Origin of the sequence: Salinarchaeum sp. IM2453 (genome assembly GCF_019693215.1) — an archaeon.
Classification (GTDB): Archaea; Halobacteriota; Halobacteria; order Halobacteriales; family Salinarchaeaceae; genus IM2453.
Map to the genome: position 1 here is coordinate 2,577,691 of NZ_CP081183.1, position 19,831 is coordinate 2,597,521.

Annotated in this window: 19 protein-coding genes; 5 read left to right on the forward strand and 14 right to left on the reverse strand. The window is 46.9% G+C overall.

The window, feature by feature from the left end:
* The first annotated feature begins 24 nt into the window (after positions 1–24).
* Together K0C01_RS12255 and K0C01_RS12260 are read left to right on the forward strand one after the other, a co-directional pair.
* Positions 25–1,530, forward strand: coding sequence for an oligosaccharide flippase family protein (locus K0C01_RS12255; protein ID WP_221169977.1), 1,506 nt, complete (start codon positions 25–27; stop codon positions 1,528–1,530).
* A 48-nt stretch (positions 1,531–1,578) separates the two neighbouring features.
* Positions 1,579–2,142 carry a hypothetical protein gene (locus tag K0C01_RS12260; protein ID WP_221169978.1) on the forward strand — a complete coding sequence of 188 codons (564 nt, stop codon included), beginning with the start codon at positions 1,579–1,581 and terminating at the stop codon, positions 2,140–2,142.
* A 210-nt stretch (positions 2,143–2,352) separates the two neighbouring features.
* Here the strand turns inward: K0C01_RS12260 and K0C01_RS12265 are convergent, their stop codons facing one another.
* The 3 genes from K0C01_RS12265 to K0C01_RS12275 form a co-directional block, all read right to left on the reverse strand.
* The gene (locus K0C01_RS12265) at positions 2,353–2,745 is read right to left on the reverse strand and encodes a DUF7475 family protein (RefSeq protein WP_221169979.1); all 393 of its coding nucleotides are present in this window, start codon (positions 2,743–2,745) and stop codon (positions 2,353–2,355) included.
* Between the two features lie 97 nt (positions 2,746–2,842).
* Positions 2,843–3,406, reverse strand: coding sequence for a hypothetical protein (locus K0C01_RS12270; RefSeq protein WP_221169980.1), 564 nt, complete (start codon positions 3,404–3,406; stop codon positions 2,843–2,845).
* 281 nt (positions 3,407–3,687) lie between these two features.
* A complete protein-coding gene (locus tag K0C01_RS12275) occupies positions 3,688–4,446 on the reverse strand; it encodes a CDP-alcohol phosphatidyltransferase family protein (RefSeq protein ID WP_221169981.1) in 759 nt (252 codons plus the stop codon).
* A gap of 677 nt (positions 4,447–5,123) precedes the next feature.
* Here K0C01_RS12275 and K0C01_RS12280 point away from each other — a divergent pair.
* Both K0C01_RS12280 and K0C01_RS12285 read left to right on the forward strand, forming a co-directional pair.
* Positions 5,124–5,858 (forward strand): glycerophosphodiester phosphodiesterase family protein, encoded by a 735-nt coding sequence (locus tag K0C01_RS12280; protein ID WP_221169982.1) that lies wholly within the window; start codon positions 5,124–5,126, stop codon positions 5,856–5,858.
* Positions 5,859–6,277: 419 nt separating this feature from the next.
* Entirely contained in the window at positions 6,278–6,637 is a 360-nt protein-coding gene (locus K0C01_RS12285; protein WP_221169983.1) for a hypothetical protein, read from the forward strand.
* 88 nt (positions 6,638–6,725) lie between these two features.
* Here the strand turns inward: K0C01_RS12285 and hypF are convergent, their stop codons facing one another.
* The 11 genes from hypF to K0C01_RS12340 form a co-directional block, all read right to left on the reverse strand.
* Positions 6,726–9,098, reverse strand: a complete 2,373-nt coding sequence (gene hypF / locus K0C01_RS12290) for a carbamoyltransferase HypF (protein ID WP_221169984.1) — start codon at positions 9,096–9,098, stop codon at positions 6,726–6,728.
* 14 nt (positions 9,099–9,112) lie between these two features.
* Positions 9,113–9,823, reverse strand: coding sequence for a hydrogenase nickel incorporation protein HypB (hypB, locus tag K0C01_RS12295; protein WP_221169985.1), 711 nt, complete (start codon positions 9,821–9,823; stop codon positions 9,113–9,115).
* Between the two features lie 79 nt (positions 9,824–9,902).
* On the reverse strand, positions 9,903–10,292 hold the full coding sequence (locus K0C01_RS12300; RefSeq protein WP_221169986.1) for a hydrogenase maturation nickel metallochaperone HypA/HybF: 390 nt from the start codon (positions 10,290–10,292) through the stop codon (positions 9,903–9,905).
* Positions 10,293–10,299: 7 nt separating this feature from the next.
* Positions 10,300–11,331, reverse strand: a complete 1,032-nt coding sequence (gene hypE / locus K0C01_RS12305; RefSeq protein WP_221169987.1) for a hydrogenase expression/formation protein HypE — start codon at positions 11,329–11,331, stop codon at positions 10,300–10,302.
* Positions 11,328–12,434: a hydrogenase formation protein HypD gene (gene hypD / locus K0C01_RS12310; RefSeq protein ID WP_221169988.1), complete on the reverse strand. Its 1,107-nt coding sequence runs from the start codon at positions 12,432–12,434 to the stop codon at positions 11,328–11,330. Before hypD ends, hypE begins: the two co-directional genes overlap by 4 nt.
* A 2-nt stretch (positions 12,435–12,436) precedes the next feature.
* The gene (locus tag K0C01_RS12315) at positions 12,437–12,742 is read right to left on the reverse strand and encodes a HypC/HybG/HupF family hydrogenase formation chaperone (protein ID WP_221169989.1); all 306 of its coding nucleotides are present in this window, start codon (positions 12,740–12,742) and stop codon (positions 12,437–12,439) included.
* 1 nt (position 12,743) lies between these two features.
* On the reverse strand, positions 12,744–13,265 hold the full coding sequence (locus K0C01_RS12320) for a hydrogenase maturation protease (protein ID WP_221169990.1): 522 nt from the start codon (positions 13,263–13,265) through the stop codon (positions 12,744–12,746).
* Positions 13,266–13,267: 2 nt separating this feature from the next.
* Positions 13,268–14,782: a nickel-dependent hydrogenase large subunit gene (locus K0C01_RS12325; protein WP_221169991.1), complete on the reverse strand. Its 1,515-nt coding sequence runs from the start codon at positions 14,780–14,782 to the stop codon at positions 13,268–13,270.
* Position 14,783: 1 nt separating this feature from the next.
* On the reverse strand, positions 14,784–15,779 hold the full coding sequence (locus tag K0C01_RS12330) for a hydrogenase small subunit (protein ID WP_221169992.1): 996 nt from the start codon (positions 15,777–15,779) through the stop codon (positions 14,784–14,786).
* A 395-nt stretch (positions 15,780–16,174) separates the two neighbouring features.
* Positions 16,175–17,875, reverse strand: a complete 1,701-nt coding sequence (locus K0C01_RS12335; RefSeq protein WP_221169993.1) for an acetate--CoA ligase — start codon at positions 17,873–17,875, stop codon at positions 16,175–16,177.
* A 56-nt stretch (positions 17,876–17,931) separates the two neighbouring features.
* Positions 17,932–18,363, reverse strand: coding sequence for a universal stress protein (locus tag K0C01_RS12340; protein WP_221169994.1), 432 nt, complete (start codon positions 18,361–18,363; stop codon positions 17,932–17,934).
* Between the two features lie 185 nt (positions 18,364–18,548).
* Here K0C01_RS12340 and K0C01_RS12345 point away from each other — a divergent pair, with 185 nt between their 5' ends.
* A complete protein-coding gene (locus K0C01_RS12345; RefSeq protein WP_221171272.1) occupies positions 18,549–19,664 on the forward strand; it encodes a thiolase C-terminal domain-containing protein in 1,116 nt (371 codons plus the stop codon).
* Positions 19,665–19,831 lie beyond the last annotated feature (167 nt).

The following is a 19,831-nucleotide window of genomic DNA, read 5'->3' on the forward strand; positions in this document are numbered from 1 at the left end:
CCGACTAGTTCTAAGTGTCGGTAGATGGATAAGGAGGATGAGAAGGACACGACGATTTCGTCGCTACGGTCAATCACTCGCGGGGCATCTCTGTATACCGTTGGAAAGGTCGTGTCGGACGCTGGTGAGTTCCTGTTACACTTACTTGTATCACGTATCCTCGGTGCAGGACCGTACGGACTGTTTGCATATGGAAAAACACTCGCTTTTATGGGGTTGCTGCTCACTAATCTGGGGGCAGATAAGTCTATTCTTCGGTATATTCCAAAACACGATGATGAACCAGAGACACAACGATTCTATCTCGCTTTAGCGTGGCTGACATCATTCGTTGGGGCCGCTGTGGTGTCTGGCATCATTATTATTACGGCACCGTATATTGCTTCAGTTACACTTGATGAGCCAGAATTTGCAAGATTACTGCAATTGTTTGCAGTTGTTCTCTTCGTCGATACCTTGGCGAATTTACTGTACGCAACGTTTCGGGCAGTCGAAGTCATCGAGTATGAGGTAGCAACAAAACGACTGTTGTTGCCAGTACTGCGGGTGCTGTTGGTCGGTAGTGCACTGCTGGTAGGTGCATCTGTATTTGGGGTGGTCGTTGCACTTGTCCTCGCTAGTATTCTTACACTGGTTGTTGCTGTTGTGCTTCTCGTGACGCGACTTGATATTCATCCACAGATACGATCTTCTGCAGCAGACAAGCAGCGGGTAAAACAGTATTATAATTATTCCCTGCCGCTGACTGCAAAGGAGGCAGGTACAGCCATGCAGGGGCGTATTGATGTGCTAATTGTAGGGTTATTCTTTTCGTCTGCTGCTGTTGGGATATATAATGTCTCTGTGCTTATTGCTGGCATTTTGTATATCCCACTACTGGCGTTTAACCAATTATTTCCACCAGTTGCGTCGCGATTATATTCGAATAACGATCGTAAGGAACTGGCAACAATATACAGTGCAATTACTCGATGGATATTCACAATTAGTCTCCCGATAGCGTTGATCATAACTGTCTATCGGACGGAACTACTCAGCCTGTTTGGCCCCGAGTTTACTGCGGGGACAGCGATTCTTGCCGTGTTTGTATTTGCGCAACTCTGTAACTGTCTTACTGGACCGAGTGGATACCTGCTGATGATGACTGATCACCAGTATGTTGTGATGATCAATGAGTGGGTGTTCGGGATTGCTAACATTATCCTTAACATACTATTTCTCTATGTATTCGGATTGATCGGGGCGGCACTTGCCTCCGCGGCTGTTCTTGCAGTTCGAAATATAACAAAGGTCAGTGAGGTATATTATTTCGAGCAACTACAGCCATACTCCAGAAGTTTTATCCGACCAATATTAGCTGGAATTCCTGCAGCGGTTGTAATGATGTTATTGCAGGCGTTTTTACCAACTGTATGGAGCCTCATTATCGGAATACCTCTCGGGGTTGGATTGTTTGTTCTGGGGTTATACACAGCTGGGATCAGTTCTGTTGACCGACAGTTATACCGGCAACTCCGCAATAGTGGATAAAACCGTAGCATATAGTATTTTCAATATCGTGTTAGATATACGGTATTGATGTTCTTGACCGACCGGCTGCCCTCGTTCAAGCAAGCACTTACAGCTATGCCAGTCATCATTGCTGTTCTAGTGTTCCTTTATCGAGGAATTGGACCACATATGTGGCGGGTTCGTCTTCACGCTGCACAGTTCTTCTCGCGGTTCCCACAACAATATGTTCCGATTCCGGCAAAGGTTCTCCCACCTCCAGAATCTGAGTTCGTTGGAGTCTGGGACGAGCCCCCGGAAATAGTTCGTCAACAGTTGACTGAGGACTATGCGTTCAAGCAGCTATTTCGAGCATATCTACATGCATACAATCGACAAGAAAATATGACATACGAGGTCGCAAGTTGTGCATATCGACCGAATGGCATAACTGGACAATGGCAGCTGCATGTCCGGTTATTTCCAACTGGGGATGGTCGAACTGATGTCTGGGCGCACTGGGAACTAAACCCAAACGTAGCACCGCTCTCACATCTCAGGCGCGAGGGGTATGATCCAGACAGAGGTGAGCAAAAGCTCCGTGAACTACTTGATGACCACGTCTGGGATAGAGATACGTGGGAGCCAGCATAGTACTGTTACGTACTCGCTGAGAACCTGCATAAATATCTGGCCATGCGGCGTGATGATGATCTCTTGACCTCCTCTCCGCGCTGAAGCGCAAGGCTTTCGCTTCGAATCTTCCGTAAGTCACTGGGTCTATTATCGTGTGCGCAAAGACACTCTGTGAGCACTGGCCGTCTGTGAGAGATCATTAGCAGCCTTTCTATACCATCATAGAGGTTACGTTTCTTGTGTATATAGGACAAGTAGTACAACGATCAACAGAACTTGTGCGACTTTATCGATAACTTCGATCGGTCCAAGCACAGTGAAATCAAAGTCTTGGATCAGCTCCGGCCGGGTCAGAGCAACCCAAGCAATAATCTGGCCTAGCGTAAATGGAATACCGAGTAAATAGACAAACCGGCGTTTGACATCTGCAATGACAAGCCAGCTACCCACAACAAATCCAATTGCTGCCACAAGGAACGAGAACCCCATCCAGTGTGGTAGGAACTGGATTCCGAGAATCAAATGAATAGCTCCACTGATTAGCGCTAACCCGACACCTATCCAATGAAGCCCTTGCATTGAATCAAGCTTTGCGGACAAATCAACATTACTAGTCGACATCTGAACGTTCTATGTCCGATATCGGTTTAACACTTGTCGTGATCACAATTCTAATAGAGACCACAGCGAAGCAACGGGCCACCGCGCCCGTGGTACTTCACGCTGATCGGAATGTGTCGTTTTTTGAGCTACGGGAGGAACGGATTAGTTGGTTTCTGTCGATACAAGCACGAAGGTGCTGCTCCCCCTTGACTGGGCTTATGTGTTTACCTTGGCTATGGTCGTTGGGGTGTCTGAAAATATTCAGTTCCTGATGAGCCCAGATCTCTGTATGTCCTTCAGATGTTGGAAATAGTCGCACATGGTATTGCCATTGTCCAGTTTTACCGTTCGGCCAATACACTAAGTTTCCTCGTTCAAAAATCGTTGTTTCATTGCGACTGTATGCCTGAAGCTGTGATAGGAAGAATCTTTCAAAGCCGTGCTCTGTTTGTAGTTGTTGACGTGCGGTTGCTGGATCAACCTTCCATGTTGCTACATACTCTTCTTCGGGGGCATCGTGCAATCTGAAAGGTCCAAATCGAACACTAATTGGCAGTCGATATGATAACAAAGAAGCATAATATCGTAAACGCCACACATCAGTGACAAGAGTGAATAACGTAGCAGCTATCAAATAAGTTTTAACTCGAAGCCAAGTGCGGTAATCCTCTTGAGACATTGCTTGCTATATGTACTAAGGGGTACTAACCGTGTTGTCGGGGATTTATTCTTACAGCGGTAGCGAGGCAAACGCCCGCCAGCTTTAGCCGAAGTAGGATTCAAACACAGATAATTCTATACTTGTTAAGGACTTCAAAATCAATCTCTGAGGCACCCTGCTTGTTATCTATGTAGACTATACGCTATATGACAACGCTTCCGATTAACATCCTTCTGCCTATGAATTGGGTTTTTGCCTCGGGCTACTATGTCTTGGAGCATCACACGTCAGTACGGGTATTATGTATGACTCATCCAGCCAATAGCATATAGCCAGTCGACCGCAAAACTGTATGTAATTGGGATCATTGCAATGACGGCGAGGAACCAAGTAACGCCTGATGGGACCCCAGGTAGCAATACAACAAATACTGCAATCATACTGGTTGCTCCGACATATGTCCGACGTTTTCTGGGTGGCAAGTCATGGACAGCATATCCTTTATGTTGGCGAAGTTTCTTCCCCAAGAAGAATACGTATTGGTATAATCCGATCGCAACGAACACTGCCGGTGCAGCCCCGAGTCGAACAGCAACGATGGTACCAATCAAAATAGCAAATGCATCGACCTGAGTGTCAAACTCACCACCGAATGTTGAAGTTTCATCCATCCGTCTTGCGACATATCCGTCTATTCCATCAAGTGCTGCTACTGCAGCAAACAGCACAGCGGGAAGCCAGTTGGCTGTTTCCGCTCCGGTACCAGCAACGATGAACCCACCAAGAAGTACAGCGCCGGTTGCGCGGATAGCAGTAATCCGACTTGCTAACGTAAGAACAGGATTATCGACCTGTACAGCGGCACGCTGCAAAACCAGCCAAAGCACGAGTAGATAGCCCCCAAATGTAATGCCGACTCCTAGTAAGAATAATACACTCTGACCATTAGGACCGAACAAGACGCTGACAGCGAGAGCTGTGATAACTGCACTGAGAAGTGTTGCTTGTCCAAACGGAGATCCAGCCCTGAACCAACCCTGACGAATGGTGACGTCCACAAGGCATTATATGGCTCCACTTAACAAAGCGTCTCGCCTCCGGCAAAAGTTTGTATTAATAAAATAATATTTTCCGAACAGCGAACGTTATTTTAGCAAATAGTTAGACATTGTTACAGCGGTAGCGAGGCGAAAGCCCACCCCTTCAGGGGTGTGGATGAAGCCGACATGATATGTCACAAACAACGTGACATAGACCGGTTGTAATCCCAACGTTTATTCTATGCGAAATACTATAAGTTGGTAGGCAGGCGACATGCTGCTGCGGGGAACGTGCTCACGCTCAAGCTGGCCACGAGTGCGTCTCAACTCTTACATTCACACACCTTCGCAGCCCAACCAGCAGCGGTTGGCATGTCACCCAAGCGCTCCCCACGTGTGGCTGTAACGGGGAGTGGGGCCGATGGCCCGGCCCGCTGCTCACGGTGCTGGACGCCCGTGAGTGTCACTCCCTTCTTGGGAGGGCAACACCGAGTGGATACCCAACACGCCACACCCACACCGTGTGGGCAAAGGGTGTGTCAGCAAACCCGCACGTTCACAGCCGGGATAATCAATCTGGTTGGATTACCTACGGAGGAATCTTCGCCCTTTAAGGCGGAGAGGAGGTCAAGTTGAGAAGATAGGAAATCGAGTTGGAAGAAAACCTAACCGATCGCAGCCAATACAGTGGAACTGTGGATCAACACGGCGACATTGACTGGATTCAGAGTCAACCAATTGCACACCGAGGATTGCACTCAACATCTGTTCCTGAAAACTCAATTGCGGCGTGCCAACGTGCAATCACCGAAGGCCATGCCATTGAGTTAGATGTTCGACTATCCGCAGATAATACTCCAGTTGTATTCCATGACGAAACGCTATCACGCTTAACCGAAACAACGGGAACGGTTGCTAATCATACGTGGGATGAACTTCAAGATCTTCGGCTTGCTGGCACAGACGAACGAATTCCGCGCCTGCAAGATGTGTTAGAGCTCATTGATGGAGCAGAGCCACTGTGTATTGAGATCAAAAACGATGATCGTCCCGGGGAGCTTGAGGCAGCGGTCATCGGTGTCTTGGATAATTATGACGGACCATTTGCAGTTCAGTCATTCAATCCACTATCACTGGGATACATTCGTGCACATAGGCCCAGATGGCCCCGTGGACAGTTATCTGGATCGTTTAGTCAAGTTGATGGGCTCGCATATTATGAGAAGTTTACACTAGAACGGTTGGCAGCAAACATACATAGCCGACCACAGTTTATTGGATACCGTTGTACTGACCTCCCTTACTGGCCTGTCACCGCACATCAGAAGCTAGGACTGCCTATACTCGCTTGGACAGTGCAAACACCTGCTGAATTGCAGCATGCAAGAAACCATGCAGATAATGTGATTTTTGAGGAAATTCGTCTGTGAAGGATGTATCTTACTCAGACTGTGTATTGATCGTTCCGACCGCTGTCCCCTCTTCAATAAACAGTAAAAGTGGTTAAGAGTTGAGTGGTTGCGGTCAACTGCCTTGGGGGCAAGCCCCGTGGCATCCGCCTCGTACCGCCTGTGAAATTTCCGGGTGGCCGAGCAAATTCAGTAGACGAGTATCTCGGGCTCGTTCTATCCACTAACGAAGCCACAATGTAACATTACGCGCAGAGATTTGCTGAAGAACCGAACCGTAGTACGAACAGACACCGTCATTTTTCAGGCGTTGAAATTTGCCCACATGTGGATGAAATGTACAATAAAGCTATTATTGAAATTCTTTGGGAAGTTGCTTTCAAGTTGGTATTTCCAGTTGGATTTATTAATATAAAATTTAATATTAATAACTAAGAACTGTGTACAGACACATTCAGAAGTTTGCTGAGGCACACGATATTCCGTACCGCGGCCTTCCGGACGTTAACACCGATCGGCAGTATACGGGGGATGATATTCCCGAGCTAATCGAGTACTTACAGTCAGATTATTTTCTGAACCGGGAAATAGCGGCAAGACAGATTGGGTATGTTGCACAGCGATACCACACCCAGGCGACAGTGAAAGACAAAGAAACAATCCAGCAGTTAGAGCCGGCAATCAATGCACTTGAGCCACTGTTGGATGATGTCTCTCCATCTGTTCGGAAAGCAGCTGGTGCTGCACTAGATTCCCTCCGTCCATTATTTCCGGACAAGGTTCCTGAACACGGTCATTGACGTAAGGAGCTGGATAGATTTTGGTGTTTGCTTTGTTGGCCACTGGCGGTGAAACATTAATGTTGGATTGACTGGATGCATTGCAGTGCTACTTACTGTTCTGCTGTTTCGCTGCAGCAACTGTTGCCTGCCCGTATGCTATTCCTCCGTCTCCAGGTGGAATATCTTCGTTGATGATGAAATCGAAGTTTTCCGTACTGACAACCCGTTCAATTACATTCGTGATCTGCTCGTTGTATGCTACTCCTCCAGCTACTCCAACGGCTGAACAATTACGTTCTTCTGCCGCCTTAACAGCCAGTGTTGCAAACATTTCTGCCAGATGATACTGGGCCGTTGCTGCAATATCTGCGATTGAAACACCTTCTGAGAGTAAGCTAAGTAGTTCATCGATCAGTGCTGGTGTATCAATCACTGTTCGACCATTGTATTGTCGTGTTGATTGATCTATTGCGTGTACGGCTCCGGTCTGTGCAACCGCCTCTAATCGCATCGCCGGTTCTGCTTGGTATTGGCGTTGGTGACAACATCCAAGCAATGCACTCACTGCGTCTAGAACTCGTCCAGCACTGCTTGTGATTGGTGTATTAACATTAGCGACAAGCTGTCGGTATGCAACAGATAGTTCATCATCAGTAGGAAAAGAAACTGGAGATTGATCGATTACAGATTTGATTCGTGCTTTGTCATACGCTGGATGTTCGGATAGAATACCGATAAGCATCCGACCCGGAACCTCTGTTGCTCGGTCACCGCCAGGCATCGGGACCGGATAGCAGCCACCAACGCGATCAAACGCTGTAAGTGATGTCTCCAAGATTTCCCCTCCCCAAATCGTCTCGTCTGGTCCGTATCCCATTCCGTCAACCGCAATTATGATAGCTCGGTCTTTGTCATGTTCTGCTAGAACTCCCGCTGCATGTGCATGGTGATGTTGTACAGGGACATGTACATAGTCATGTTCGTCATACTGTTGTTTCGCATAACGAGTTGTGTTAAAGTCAGGATGAAGATCATATGCGACAGCATCCACCTGCTCTACGTCAAGAAGCGATTGTAGATGCTGAACGGCTGTATTGTATGCCTGCCGTGACGAGAGATTGTTAGCGCTTCCAATGTGCTGTGTAAGATAACATGCTGACCCATCGAGAATAGCTGGAACAGTATTTCGATCTGCCCCTGCTGCAAACACACTTCCACTAGCTGGAGTAGCTAAACCTTGTGGTGCAAACCCCCTAGATCGTCGTATCTGTATTGATCGGTCACCGTGCATACGGATCACAGAGTCATCACATCGAGCACCAATAGAACGGTTGTGTAACAGAATCCCATCAATGTCATCGCCAAGATCTGAGACCACGGTACTGTTTTCGGTTATTGTTGGCTGTCCAGAGATATTTGCAGAGGTAAAGACAATCGGAAAATCAAGATGTTCGAATAGTAGGTGGTGAAGTCCAGAATACGGTAGCATAACCCCGATTGTATGCAAGCCTGGAGCGATATTCTGAGCTGTGCTAGTGCTATCGTTATCTTTGTCCAGCAGGACAATCGGCTGTTGAAACGACTGTAGTGTTTCGCGTTCAGGTGTTGAAACTACAGCGATGTCACGTGCTGCCGCAGTGTCAGGCACCATAACTGCAAATGGCTTTGTTGGCCGATTGGTGATCTCGCGAAGATCGGCTACTGTCTTACTGCAGCGTGCATCACAGACAAGGTGAAATCCGCCTACACCTTTGATCGCCAGTAGACTACCGGACCGGATCGATTGGGCAACGTCGCGTATTGCTTTCGTTCCACTGCTTTTTGGGTCTGGCGTACCGGGGAATCGGTCACGTTTGTCTTCTGAAGTAGCGAATGTATACTCGGATGCAGTATTGTGTTCGTAGTAATGCAGACTTGGTCCGCATTCTGGGCATGCAATTGTTTGTGCATGATATCGGCGGTTAGATGGTTCTGTATATCGTTGATGACAGGAATCACACAGAGGAAATGGTTTCATCGAGGTTCGTTCACGATCATACGGCATTTTCTCGATAACAGTAAATCGAGGACCACAGTTGACACACGATGTAGCCCAGTAGTTGTAATATGGTGACTCTTTGTTTTGAATATCTGCAAGACAGTCTTCGCATATTGCGGTATCCGGTGGAATAGGAACTTGGTTCAGAGAGAACTGTTGATCCGAGTTACGTATTGTAAACTTGTCTGATCCGGTTGGATAGCACTGCTCAGTCTGAATACTATCAACTGACGCAAGCGGCGGATATTCTGTTTGAATTGTTTCTATTACATGATCAACTGCCGATGGTGACCCTTCTAATTCGATTTCAACCACGCCTCCAGCATTACGTACGTATCCGCTGACTTCGTATTGTACTGCTGTCCTGTAGACAAACGGGCGAAATCCAACTCCTTGCACCGTACCGTTAACCGTGACCCGCCTGCGAATCTCTTCAGTCATATACAATGCTGTGATCAATGATGTGCGTGGTCGTGTGTCCGAAGCTCGTCGATTTGAGTAAGCAACGACTGCATTGTCTCGGGGTGCTGAGCGTTTGTTTTGAAAACTGGCATATCTGGGTTAATATCTTTGATGTCCGCATGCATTTGATCAACGCTTACACCGACAGCAGCAGCGATATCAACTTTATTTATAACACCAATATCACAGGACTGAAACAAGACAGGATGCTTTCGAACAACATCGTCGCCTTCAGTTGTACTGACTACAAGAACCCGTGCCTGTGCTCCAAGTGGAAAGTCTGCTGGACATACCATATTCCCGACATTCTCAATAAATAGCACATCAATTTCAGACAAATCAAAGTCAGAGAGTGCGTTCTCAACCAGCCCTGGATCAAGATGGCACTCTTTCCCAGTACTAACATCACTTACAGCGACATCGTGCTGTTTGAATCGCTGTGCATCGTCATCCCCAGCAACATCACCAACAATGACGCCGATAGAGGCGTCAGTTCCAATGTGATCGATGACTTGCTCGATAAGTGTCGTTTTTCCACTTCCTGTCGCTCCGAGGAATTCAATACTTAAAATATCATGCTCATGTGCAATCCGTTCGTGTAGCCGTTCTGCCTCTTTTTGATACTGCGACAGTATGTCATCTGTTTCTATGGAATGATCGTGTTCGTGGGAATCGTGATTCCCAACTCGGTGAGCACGGGTCACTAGTGAGTTCACGAGTTGGACTACCGGTTTTGTGTCGATACCGTTGGATTTCGGAATGTTATGCATGCAATACATGGTGTCACGTGGGTTTGCTTGTGGAGCTGCTCGTTTCCTGTAATCGTATATTCGATAGGTAGCATCCATCACCTTGTGTGAACGTGATTTGACTGTTACACTCTGGACATCGATCTGTTGGGATGGTCATTACGGAATCATCAATCGACGGGGGAGTGCCTGACCAACCACAGCTGCATTTTCCGAGAGTCTCGATACGCTCAACGGCAATGGATGCGTCCTCGAGAAGCGTACTGACGGCAATTGTCTCAATGCAGAATTCCAATTGTGTTGGATTAATATGAGTCCGTTCTCCAACACTGATAGTGACTGACTGAACCCTGCGATATTCAGACTCATCAACGACTGAGGAAACTTCATCAATCAGGTCCTGCGCGATTGTCATTTCATGCATAGGTTGATCAGCAAATGCGTGGCAGTTGTTGTCCCTGAGGTTCGGTCATGTACCGCTTTCCGAATCCAGTATCAAGGATAACACTACCCTGTCTTTGATCAGTTATCTCTCCAATAATAGCGGCATTGCGCCCAGCCTCAGTATCTCGTATTGCGGATAAAACACGATCGGCATCTGGCTCGTCAACACAGAAGACAACTTTGCCCTCATTAGCGACATACAGCGGGTCAATTCCTAATAACTCACCCGCAGATGCGACGGCATCGTCAACCGGGATTGCCTCCTTGTCTATGGAAGCACCGACGTCAGCTTTCTGAGCCATTTCATTGAGTGCTGTTCCGAGGCCACCTCGTGTTGGATCCGTCATTGCTGTTATTTTACCGGCCTGTAGTGCAGCGTCAACAACCTCGTTAACCGGCGCGATATCGCTAGTTAAGTTACCTGAGATATCAATACCCTCACGTTCAGCCAAAAGTGCAATACCATGATCACCAACTGTACCAGAGACAATTATCTTATCCCCAGGTGACTGACTGGCATCAGATATGTGACCTCCTTTGTCAATATCGCCGATTGCTGTCGTATTAATCGCGAGCGTGTCTATTTCACCGCTGCCCATTACTTTCGTGTCCCCGGTTGTGACTGTACATCCCACCTCATCGCAGGTTTGTTTCATTGAATCGAGTACAGCATCGATTGTTTCGACCGCTGTCCCCTCTTCAATAATCAACGAACAAGTAATTGAGAGTGGAGTAGTTGCTCCCATCACTGCCAGATCATTGACAGTTCCAGCAATAGCGAGCTGTCCAATATCACCACCAGGGAAAAAGAGCGGGGAAATAACGTGACTGTCTGTAGTTATCACGACAGATTTGGTGCCGATTTCATGAACAGCTCCATCATCCATTGCCTGTAAGCCAACGGTTGTACTAGATGTCTGTCGTCCATTAAATCGAGAGACAACGTAGTCCTCAAGATATGATCGCATCTTCTTGCTGCCAGCTCCATGGGCGATAGTGATAGTATCTTCGTCGGTCATAGTTCCGGTAACCCTCCATATTCGAGTTTAATTTTACAAGCCCCCTCATCAGAGACCATGCAGGCTCCAACCGGATTATCTGGTGTGCATTCCTCGCCAAAGAGATCACAATCATCCGGAGACGAGATGCCAGCCATAATATCCCCACAGATACACTGATCGGTCAACATATCCGTGTTATCTGACACCGACTCAGTTTCAAATTGCTGTCTAGCACTGTGCTGGTGATACTCATCTCGGATAGTAAAGTTTGCATCTGGGATGTTGGCGATCCCTCGCCATTCTCCTGAGGTGCGTTCAAACACTTGCTCAATAGCCTGCATAGCTGCTTTGTTGCCCTCTTTTGAGACACATCGAGGATATGCATTTTTTACTGCCACTTGGTCGCATTCAACTAATTCTAAGATTTCTTGAACACCATATAGAACGTCAATCGGTTCGAACCCTCCCACGACCACCGGTATGTCGTGCCGTTTAGCAACCGATCCGAACAACTCATATCCGGTAATCGTTGCGGCGTGTCCAGCAGCTAAAAATGCATCAACATCTGTCGATGGCATTTCGGCGACTACTTCCATTGCAGGGGGAACGTACTTGTGTGCAGAAAGAACGTAGAAATTATCTGGTGGATTGCTTTGAAGCACAGCAGCCGTCGAAGCTGCTGTTGTTTCAAATCCCGTCGCAAAGAATATAACATCTTGGTCCGGATTCTCTTCTGCGAGAGTTACTGCATCGCTTGCACTGTAGACAACCTCAACAGACGCGCCATTTGCTTTGGCGTCAGCTAAGCTTTTGGAAGATCCAGGAACACGGAACATATCGCCGTATGTTGCAACCAGTTTACCTGATTCGGCAAGGGCTACCGCTTCGTCTACTTCAGGCATATTCGTGACACATACCGGACACCCTGGGCCCATTGTTACGGAGAGTGAAGAAGGTAGCAGTTCACGCAGGCCGAACTTAGCGATCACCTGTTCATGACTTCCACATACGTGCATGACTTCGATATCACGGTCGATGGAATCCATCTGCTCGTCGATTGTATCAGCTAATTCCTCTGCTTTCTGTGTGTCACGGTATTTCAGGTCTCCTAAACTCGTCATAGTTATTCTGATGGAACATGCCGCTTGCTATCCTCAAGATCAAGTTCTGCTTCTGCCGATACACCAATCTCCTCAAGTGCCGTCTCTTGGTCGTCCTCAAATAGCGTCTCGTAAATTGCCATCGTCTTTTCGACCTCCTGTTTTGGGATTTTCCGAATCGCAAAGCCAGCGTGATTAAGGATGTAGTCACCTTCTTGTACATCGGCATCAACAACATCCAGCCGAACTTCACGCTCAACACCCCAGAAATCAACCGTCGCTTGGTGGTCGTTAATTTCTTGAATTTCACCGGGAACACCAAGACACATTCTATTCACCCCCGTCAGATATTGTTGTGTCGTATGTTTCTGCGTCTAAACCATTTGAGACGAGGATGTCAACAATCACGTCCACAGCGGTCTGAACGGCATTGGATACGTCCTCTGAAATTTCTTCTCCAAAGCTTGCAGAAGAAATACCAATGCCGACAAGGTATATGTCGGATGGGAATTCGTCCTCATAAATTGTGTTTCCCATTCTGAGAACATGCTCAACAGATAGATCATGGAGTGAATGCCCGAGGTTTTCTTCTCGAAGTTTATCTGGGGTTAGAACATAGACCTCGCCAGTTTCTAGTCCACTAATTGCATCGACAAGGATTGCTTGGTCATGATTACGCAACCGTGCAAGGACTCGAAACCCATCAACACCCACGCGCTCTGTATGAGCTATGTCACTGACGTCTTCGCTTTCAAGTTCCTCAACAACACGTAAGCCAACGCCGTCATCACCCATCACCGCATTCCCAATACCCAATACAAGCGGCTTTTGCTGTTGTGCTTTGGCAGACATAGTTAGCTCTCAGTAGGTGCAGGAACAGGCTCTATCTCCTGTTTGAACTCTTCGTCAGGTGTTGAATAATGGACGGCACAGGCGATACACGGATCATAGCTTCTGATCACATGCTCAACTTCGACAGGATTCGATTCGTCTGGAACAGACGTTCCAATGACAGCCTGCTCAACTGGACCGGGAGTGTCATTATAGTCTCGCGGGGAAAGATTCCATGCCGAAGGCGTGACAACCTGGTATTTATCTATTTCTCCATCTCGAATTTGTACCCAGTGTCCAAGTGCTCCCCGAGCAGCTTCCGTTAGTCCGAACGCATCGGTATTGTCGGGCTCTTCGAATGTGCCCATGAACGGAGCATCAAGATCGATGTTGTCTATCCACTCATGTGATTTTGCGGCCAGCCGTACAATTTCGTGTACTCGGGCTAACACGCGGCTAAATACACTAACTCCAAATTCATCCGCAATATCTGTGATCAGTGGGTCCTGATCAACCATCATCCGCGCAAGAGGTCCGGCTTCAGCAACTTTGCCATCATATCGAGGACATTTCGCCCATGTGTATGCATCGTTTTCTTCGACGTATTCTGGTTCGGTAATGCCATCGAATGGATGCTTGCTGCCTTCGTAGTCTGAGTACCACGAATACTTGACATGTTCTTTAATTTTCTCTTGGTCAAGCGGATGAATTGTACCGTCGTGGAATCCGCCAGGAAGCCACTTTTCTCCTGTTGAGTCGGGATATGCCCCGTACGCGATGAAGTGTCCGGGGCCCTCACCGATGTCAGTAAGCCCGAGCTCCGGGCCATATTGGATAATAACTCCAACATCGCTGTTTGCATGACTGGCATCTTCGTCAATCCATTCAAGAACATCATCAACACTCTCATTCGCTAACCATCGCTCGACGCTGCAGCCAAGAACTGTTTCTTCAAGGAATGTTTGAACATCTGAGAGAAGTGAGGCTGCTTTTGCTTTGTCTTGAATAGATGGTTGGACAGGAGCGCCGGCTGGAACAAATGTTGAGTGAGGACGCTTTCCAGCAAAGATTCCGTGGATTTCAGTCAGATCCACACGGCGTTTAACAGCTTTTTTGTATGAACTACCCTCAAGCGGCTCAAACCGAGCGACAAGCTCTGGATACGCATCGTGGTCAGAATACTTCTCATTTGTCAGATCCGGACCAAACAGAACATACGTGTGAGCAGCATGGCTCATCATCGTTTCTGTCCCAAGCAGTAGGTTTCGTACTCGTTGTCCATTGGGAGGAACAGTAGCATTGAAGGCATCATCAAGTGTTCGTGCTGATGCCATATTATGTGAGGAAGGACATACTCCACAGATTCTTGGGGTGATAACGAGTGCATCCTTGGGATCTCGGCCGCTGAGAATTTGTTCAAATCCACGGAACATTGCCGAGGTACTTTGGGCATCTGCTACTTCGCCATCAGAAAGATCGACAGTGAAATCTAGATGGCCTTCAAGCCGCGTGACAGGACTGAGATCTAGTTCTCCCATCTCAGTCACCTCCACTATCCTCTGTTAGTCGTTCGGGCTTAGCTGCTTTCATGAATCCGGCTCCAAGAGAATATGCAAGCGCTTTCAGACCAGAGTGTGGTGTGAGCCCATCACGTCGCTCAAAGAACGGCATCTGTGCCTCTGGGAAGTCTGGCTGGTTACAGCCGTGACATGGAATCCCGACTTGTGTCAGACTCTTTTGTCGGTTCCATTTGTCTCGGTTACAGGGAGCGTGTGTATTTGGCCCTTCACATCCCATATTCAGGTAAAGACACCCTTGGTCGCCGAATTCCTCGGCTGCTTCCTTGTACTCGTAGTGCTCGTTGCGGGGACATCCTTGGTGAACTGTGACGTCGTCAAAGAACGTTTTTGGCCGGTTATATTCGTCCAAAGACAGATCTTCACCACTCAATAACGCGCCAAGTGATTGAATGACCCAGTCAGGATGGACTGGACACCCTGAAATGTTAACCACGGGGAGTCCTGCGTTTGATCTAAACTCTTCTCCAAGGAGTCCGCCTTTCTCGCGACGATGAAACTGCAACCCTGTTGCATCGGTCGGATTGGGGCCAGCAGCTGGAATGTTGCCGAAAGCCGCACATGTTCCAACAGCCACAACAAATTCTGCCTCCGGTGCTAGCATTTCTACCCACTCCATCACGCTCTTTGATCCAATCAGGCATGCCATACCAGTTCCATCGGGTCCGGTTGGAACTGATCCCTCAACGATTAGCACATCGAGTGAAAGGTCTCCGCGTCCGAATTTCTCCAGTTTATCAAGGACTTCGGGACCGCTCGTCGGGTTAATGGTGTTCATGTACCCGAAATTAAAGTCAAACTCATCCATTGCTCCATACAGATCGGGCTGCTGTACATTCATCATTGACATCGAACAGCCTGCGTCGGTCTGCCCTTGTAGCCATAAGACGTTGGCTGTCCCAGATTTGTCTGAGTCAGCTTGTGTGTGGGCTTGCTTACTCGACACTGTTTCTGACATTGGCCGACATATTTCACGGTAATAAATAAACGTAATATTACACACAGAGATTTGCCGGAGAACCGCATCATAGTACAAATAAACGTCGTGATTTTTCAGATGTTGAAAATTTGCCCACAGGAAGGTAATAGCAAACGCTCGAGTACGCTTCCTGAAGTTGCCTTAGATAGGGAGTAATAGAAGTTTAGTAAAATTATATATAATATAAACTATATAATTCAAATAACATCACTTTAGGAGTATTTTTGAAGAATTAGTATATTTTTTGGAACAGGATTATATTTTTTATTCCTATACTATATACCTTATTTTTTGAATTATATTGTCTTATTTGCTATTTGTGTTGAAAAATGGAATAAATCTTTTGAGAATCATTTCTTTATTTATTTGTGTATTTATTTGATATTAGTTGACCTCTCTTTTTCTTCCAGTTCCCGAAGCTTAACGCGCTGGATTTTTCCACTGCTGGTCATTGGCAATGAGTCGGTGAATTCTATTTCGCGCGGGTACTCATGTTTTGCTAATTTCCCCTTTGCAAGTTCTTGAAGTTCTGATCGAAGATTTTCATCACCAGCAACGTCAGAAGCCAATTTAACATGTGCCTTAATAATCTCTCCTCTTTTTTCATCTGGCACCCCAATTACACCTGCCTGCTCGACATCAGGATGTTCTAGCAAAACACGTTCTACCTCAAGCGGGCCAACTCTGTATCCTGACGTGATAATAACGTCATCTGCTCGGGATTCGAACCAGACATATCCATTTTCGTCCATTTTAGCATGATCGTCAGTTAAATACCAGCCGTTATGTTCCTTATTAGCAGTTGCATCTGGCCGATCAAGATACTTCTTGAAGAAGACCCGGTCATCCTGAGGCTTAACAGCAATTTCGCCGACTTCTCCTGGTGGAAGTTTTTCGTGCGTTTCTGGATCACGAATAGTTACATCGTATCCTGGAAGTGGCTTGCCCATACTTCCTGGCTTTACATCAAACCATCGCGATGAGTTCGATATGACAAGATTTAGCTCGGTTTGTCCGTAATATTCGTTAACAGCAAGATTATCAAAGTTCTGCTCTGCCCAGTCTAATATCTCCGGAGTAAGTGGCTCTCCTGCCGAAGCAATTGTCTGTAAAGCTAAATCGTACTCTGTTGGATCTGCATCCATAAGCATCCGGAGTGCTGTAGGGGGAATCAAAGCGTTACTGATCTCATATGTTTCACAGAGGTCGAAAACGGAGTCAGGATCAAATCCTTGCATCGGCGCTGCAACAACTGTTGTACCGTGGTGCCAAGAGCCCATCAATAATCCTCCGAGTGCTGATGCCCATGCCCAGTCAGCAGGAGTCCAGTTAATGTTGTCACTGCTCAGGTTGCTATTGAAAAAGTTATGTGCAGCCGCAGCACGCCCCAGCCAAAGTCCGTGTCCGTGTAATACTCCCTTTGGTGGACCGGTTGATCCGGATGTATACATGATTGTGCTGTCCGTTTCCGGTGTTGCCTCGACAATTTGCTGCTTATCCGAATACCCAGAGACGAACTCGTCGAAAGTGTGTGTCGGGGCGTTAACAGTCAAATCCGGATAGTTACTAGGCCCACTGCCGACATACCATGGGTGGCTATTCAACTGAATGGCAACATCAAGTCCATCATACTCACTGGTAGCAGCTTCGACATCATCTGCTACGATTGGATCAAATATGATTGCATCCAATTCCGCATCGCTGGTTCGGTACGATATAGCATTTTCACCGTACATCGTCGTCATCGGCACAGAAACAGCACCAAGTCGCCAAGCTGCTATGTGGGTTGTTGGGGTTTCGACCCGCTGAGGTGCAATGACTCCAATTCTATCTCCTTTCTCAATTCCGGAGTCAGCAAGTGCATTTGCTAACTGACCGGAAAGCCTATCGATATCTGCAAAGGTATACTGTTCTTCTGATACTGCATCGATGAGTGCTACCCGATCTTCCGGTCCCGGATCGGAATGATTTCGTAAGAAATCTCTTGCCGGATTAAATGAGTCAGGTAGATCCCATGTAAATTGTTCGCGAGCCTTCCTGTAGCTACTGAAGTCAGGCATGACTTGCCATGACATGTAAAACAAAATCTATATTATTTGGTATTAATGGTTTCGGTTATACCAGTGACAAGTTAATTTGTGCTTTCTGCAATCAATACAGGGATGTCCGTCTGTAGGATCACAGACTGTGCAACACTCCCAAACAATGCTTTTCCAACAGGACTTCGTTTACGTCCACCGACAACAATCATGTTCGCGGTAATTTCATTTGAGAGCTGTATAATTGTATCAACAGGATCCCCATGACGGCGATACAACTCAAGTGAATAGCCTTTATGTTGAAGTTCATCAGCAAGGGACGCAATAGGTTGTGGGAACTCCTTCTCATAAAACTCTTCAGAGTTGATTGTTGACCACTGATCACTTTCGACTTCAAACTCTTCAAATACATTGAGGAGATGAAGGTTCGTTATTTCAGGATTAAATGGAAGACCAAGAAGTGTATTTTTGATATTAGTTATTTGGTTCTCTTCTTCTTCCACGGGAACAAGAATGTCTACCATGGTAATCCAACTATTATGTATTTAGCATCTTAACTTTTGATGAGAAAATAACACGCTGGTGGTCTACGTGAATTATTGGACACCAAAGTTAAGTGCAATCGATTACCATGATAGTTTGCATGTCGAGCAGTCAATTAGTGTCAGATAAAGATACACTGAGCACACCACATATCGACGGCGTGGGGATGACAGAGTTCACAGCTAATGATGACCGGGCGCTGCTCAAACTTCTCGAGGTCGCCGCTGATCGCGCGCTTTCCGACAGTAGTACTTCTCGTTCTGAGGTTGATTCAATACACATCGGAAATATGGCTGCTGAGATATTCAATGGACGGTCTGGACTCTCTAATGCGTTTGTTTCTAAGCTTGGATTTGTTGGATCATCTGTTCATCGAGTTGAGAATACGAGTGCGAGTGGTGCGAGTGCGTTCAATGATGCAGTTGCCGCAGTGTCGTCTGGTCAGGCAGATGTTGCTTTGGCAGTAGGTGGTGAGAAAATGTCGGAGGCCTCTACCGAAGATGCAACGGAGATCATCCGTCAAGTTACACATGCTGATGAACGTCAACAAGGAGTTACTCTTCCTGGGATGGCTGGCTTAGCAGCTAATTATTATCTTAGAGAGACTGAGGCTACACGCCATGATTTAGCAAAGGTAGCAGTAAAAAATCACAGAAATGCTAAGCATAATGACTTCGCGCAATTCAACAAAAACGTCGAAGCTAGTGACGTGCTTGAATCACCGGAAATTGCCTCTCCTCTTCGGTTATATGACTGTTGTCCAACGAGCGATGGAGCAGCAGCCGTTCTATTGACTACGGCAGAAACTGAAGTACGTGTGCCAGCGTCTCAGAGTATATCAGGAACACATGCTGTAGGAGATCGGATGAATCCGTTTCGAATTTCGTCAGTTGAAAACGCAGCAGAACGAGCCTATCAAGAAGCTGGTATTCAACCAAATGATATTGACGTGGCAAGTATCCACGATGCGTTTACAATTCTTGAGTGGATTGAACTGGAGGAGTTAGGGCTAGCACCGGAATATAAAGCCTGGAGATTAACTCGAGAAGGAGAGACAAAAAGAACAGGAAAAATGCCAGTTAATCCAGGGGGAGGTCTTAAGGCTCGTGGACATCCTTTAGGAGCAACAGGATTGGCTCAAATTGTTGAGATGACATGGCAACTCAGAGAGCAAAATCATATCGGATGTAGACAGGTTAAGAATGCGAGTACAGCACTTACAGCTAACGTAGCTGGGTTTGGTAACAACTGTGTATGCACCATCTTGGAGGGGCCAAAATGACAAAATTTTACGTATGTACAAACTGTCAGAGAACAACGGCATACAAAAAGTCACACTGTCAAAACTGTGGACAAAGTTCATTTGATACGATCTATGAAACACGTGGAACGCTGGTCGCTGCCTCTACAATACAGAAGACTCCCCCGGGTATCCAAAGTCCGCATCAT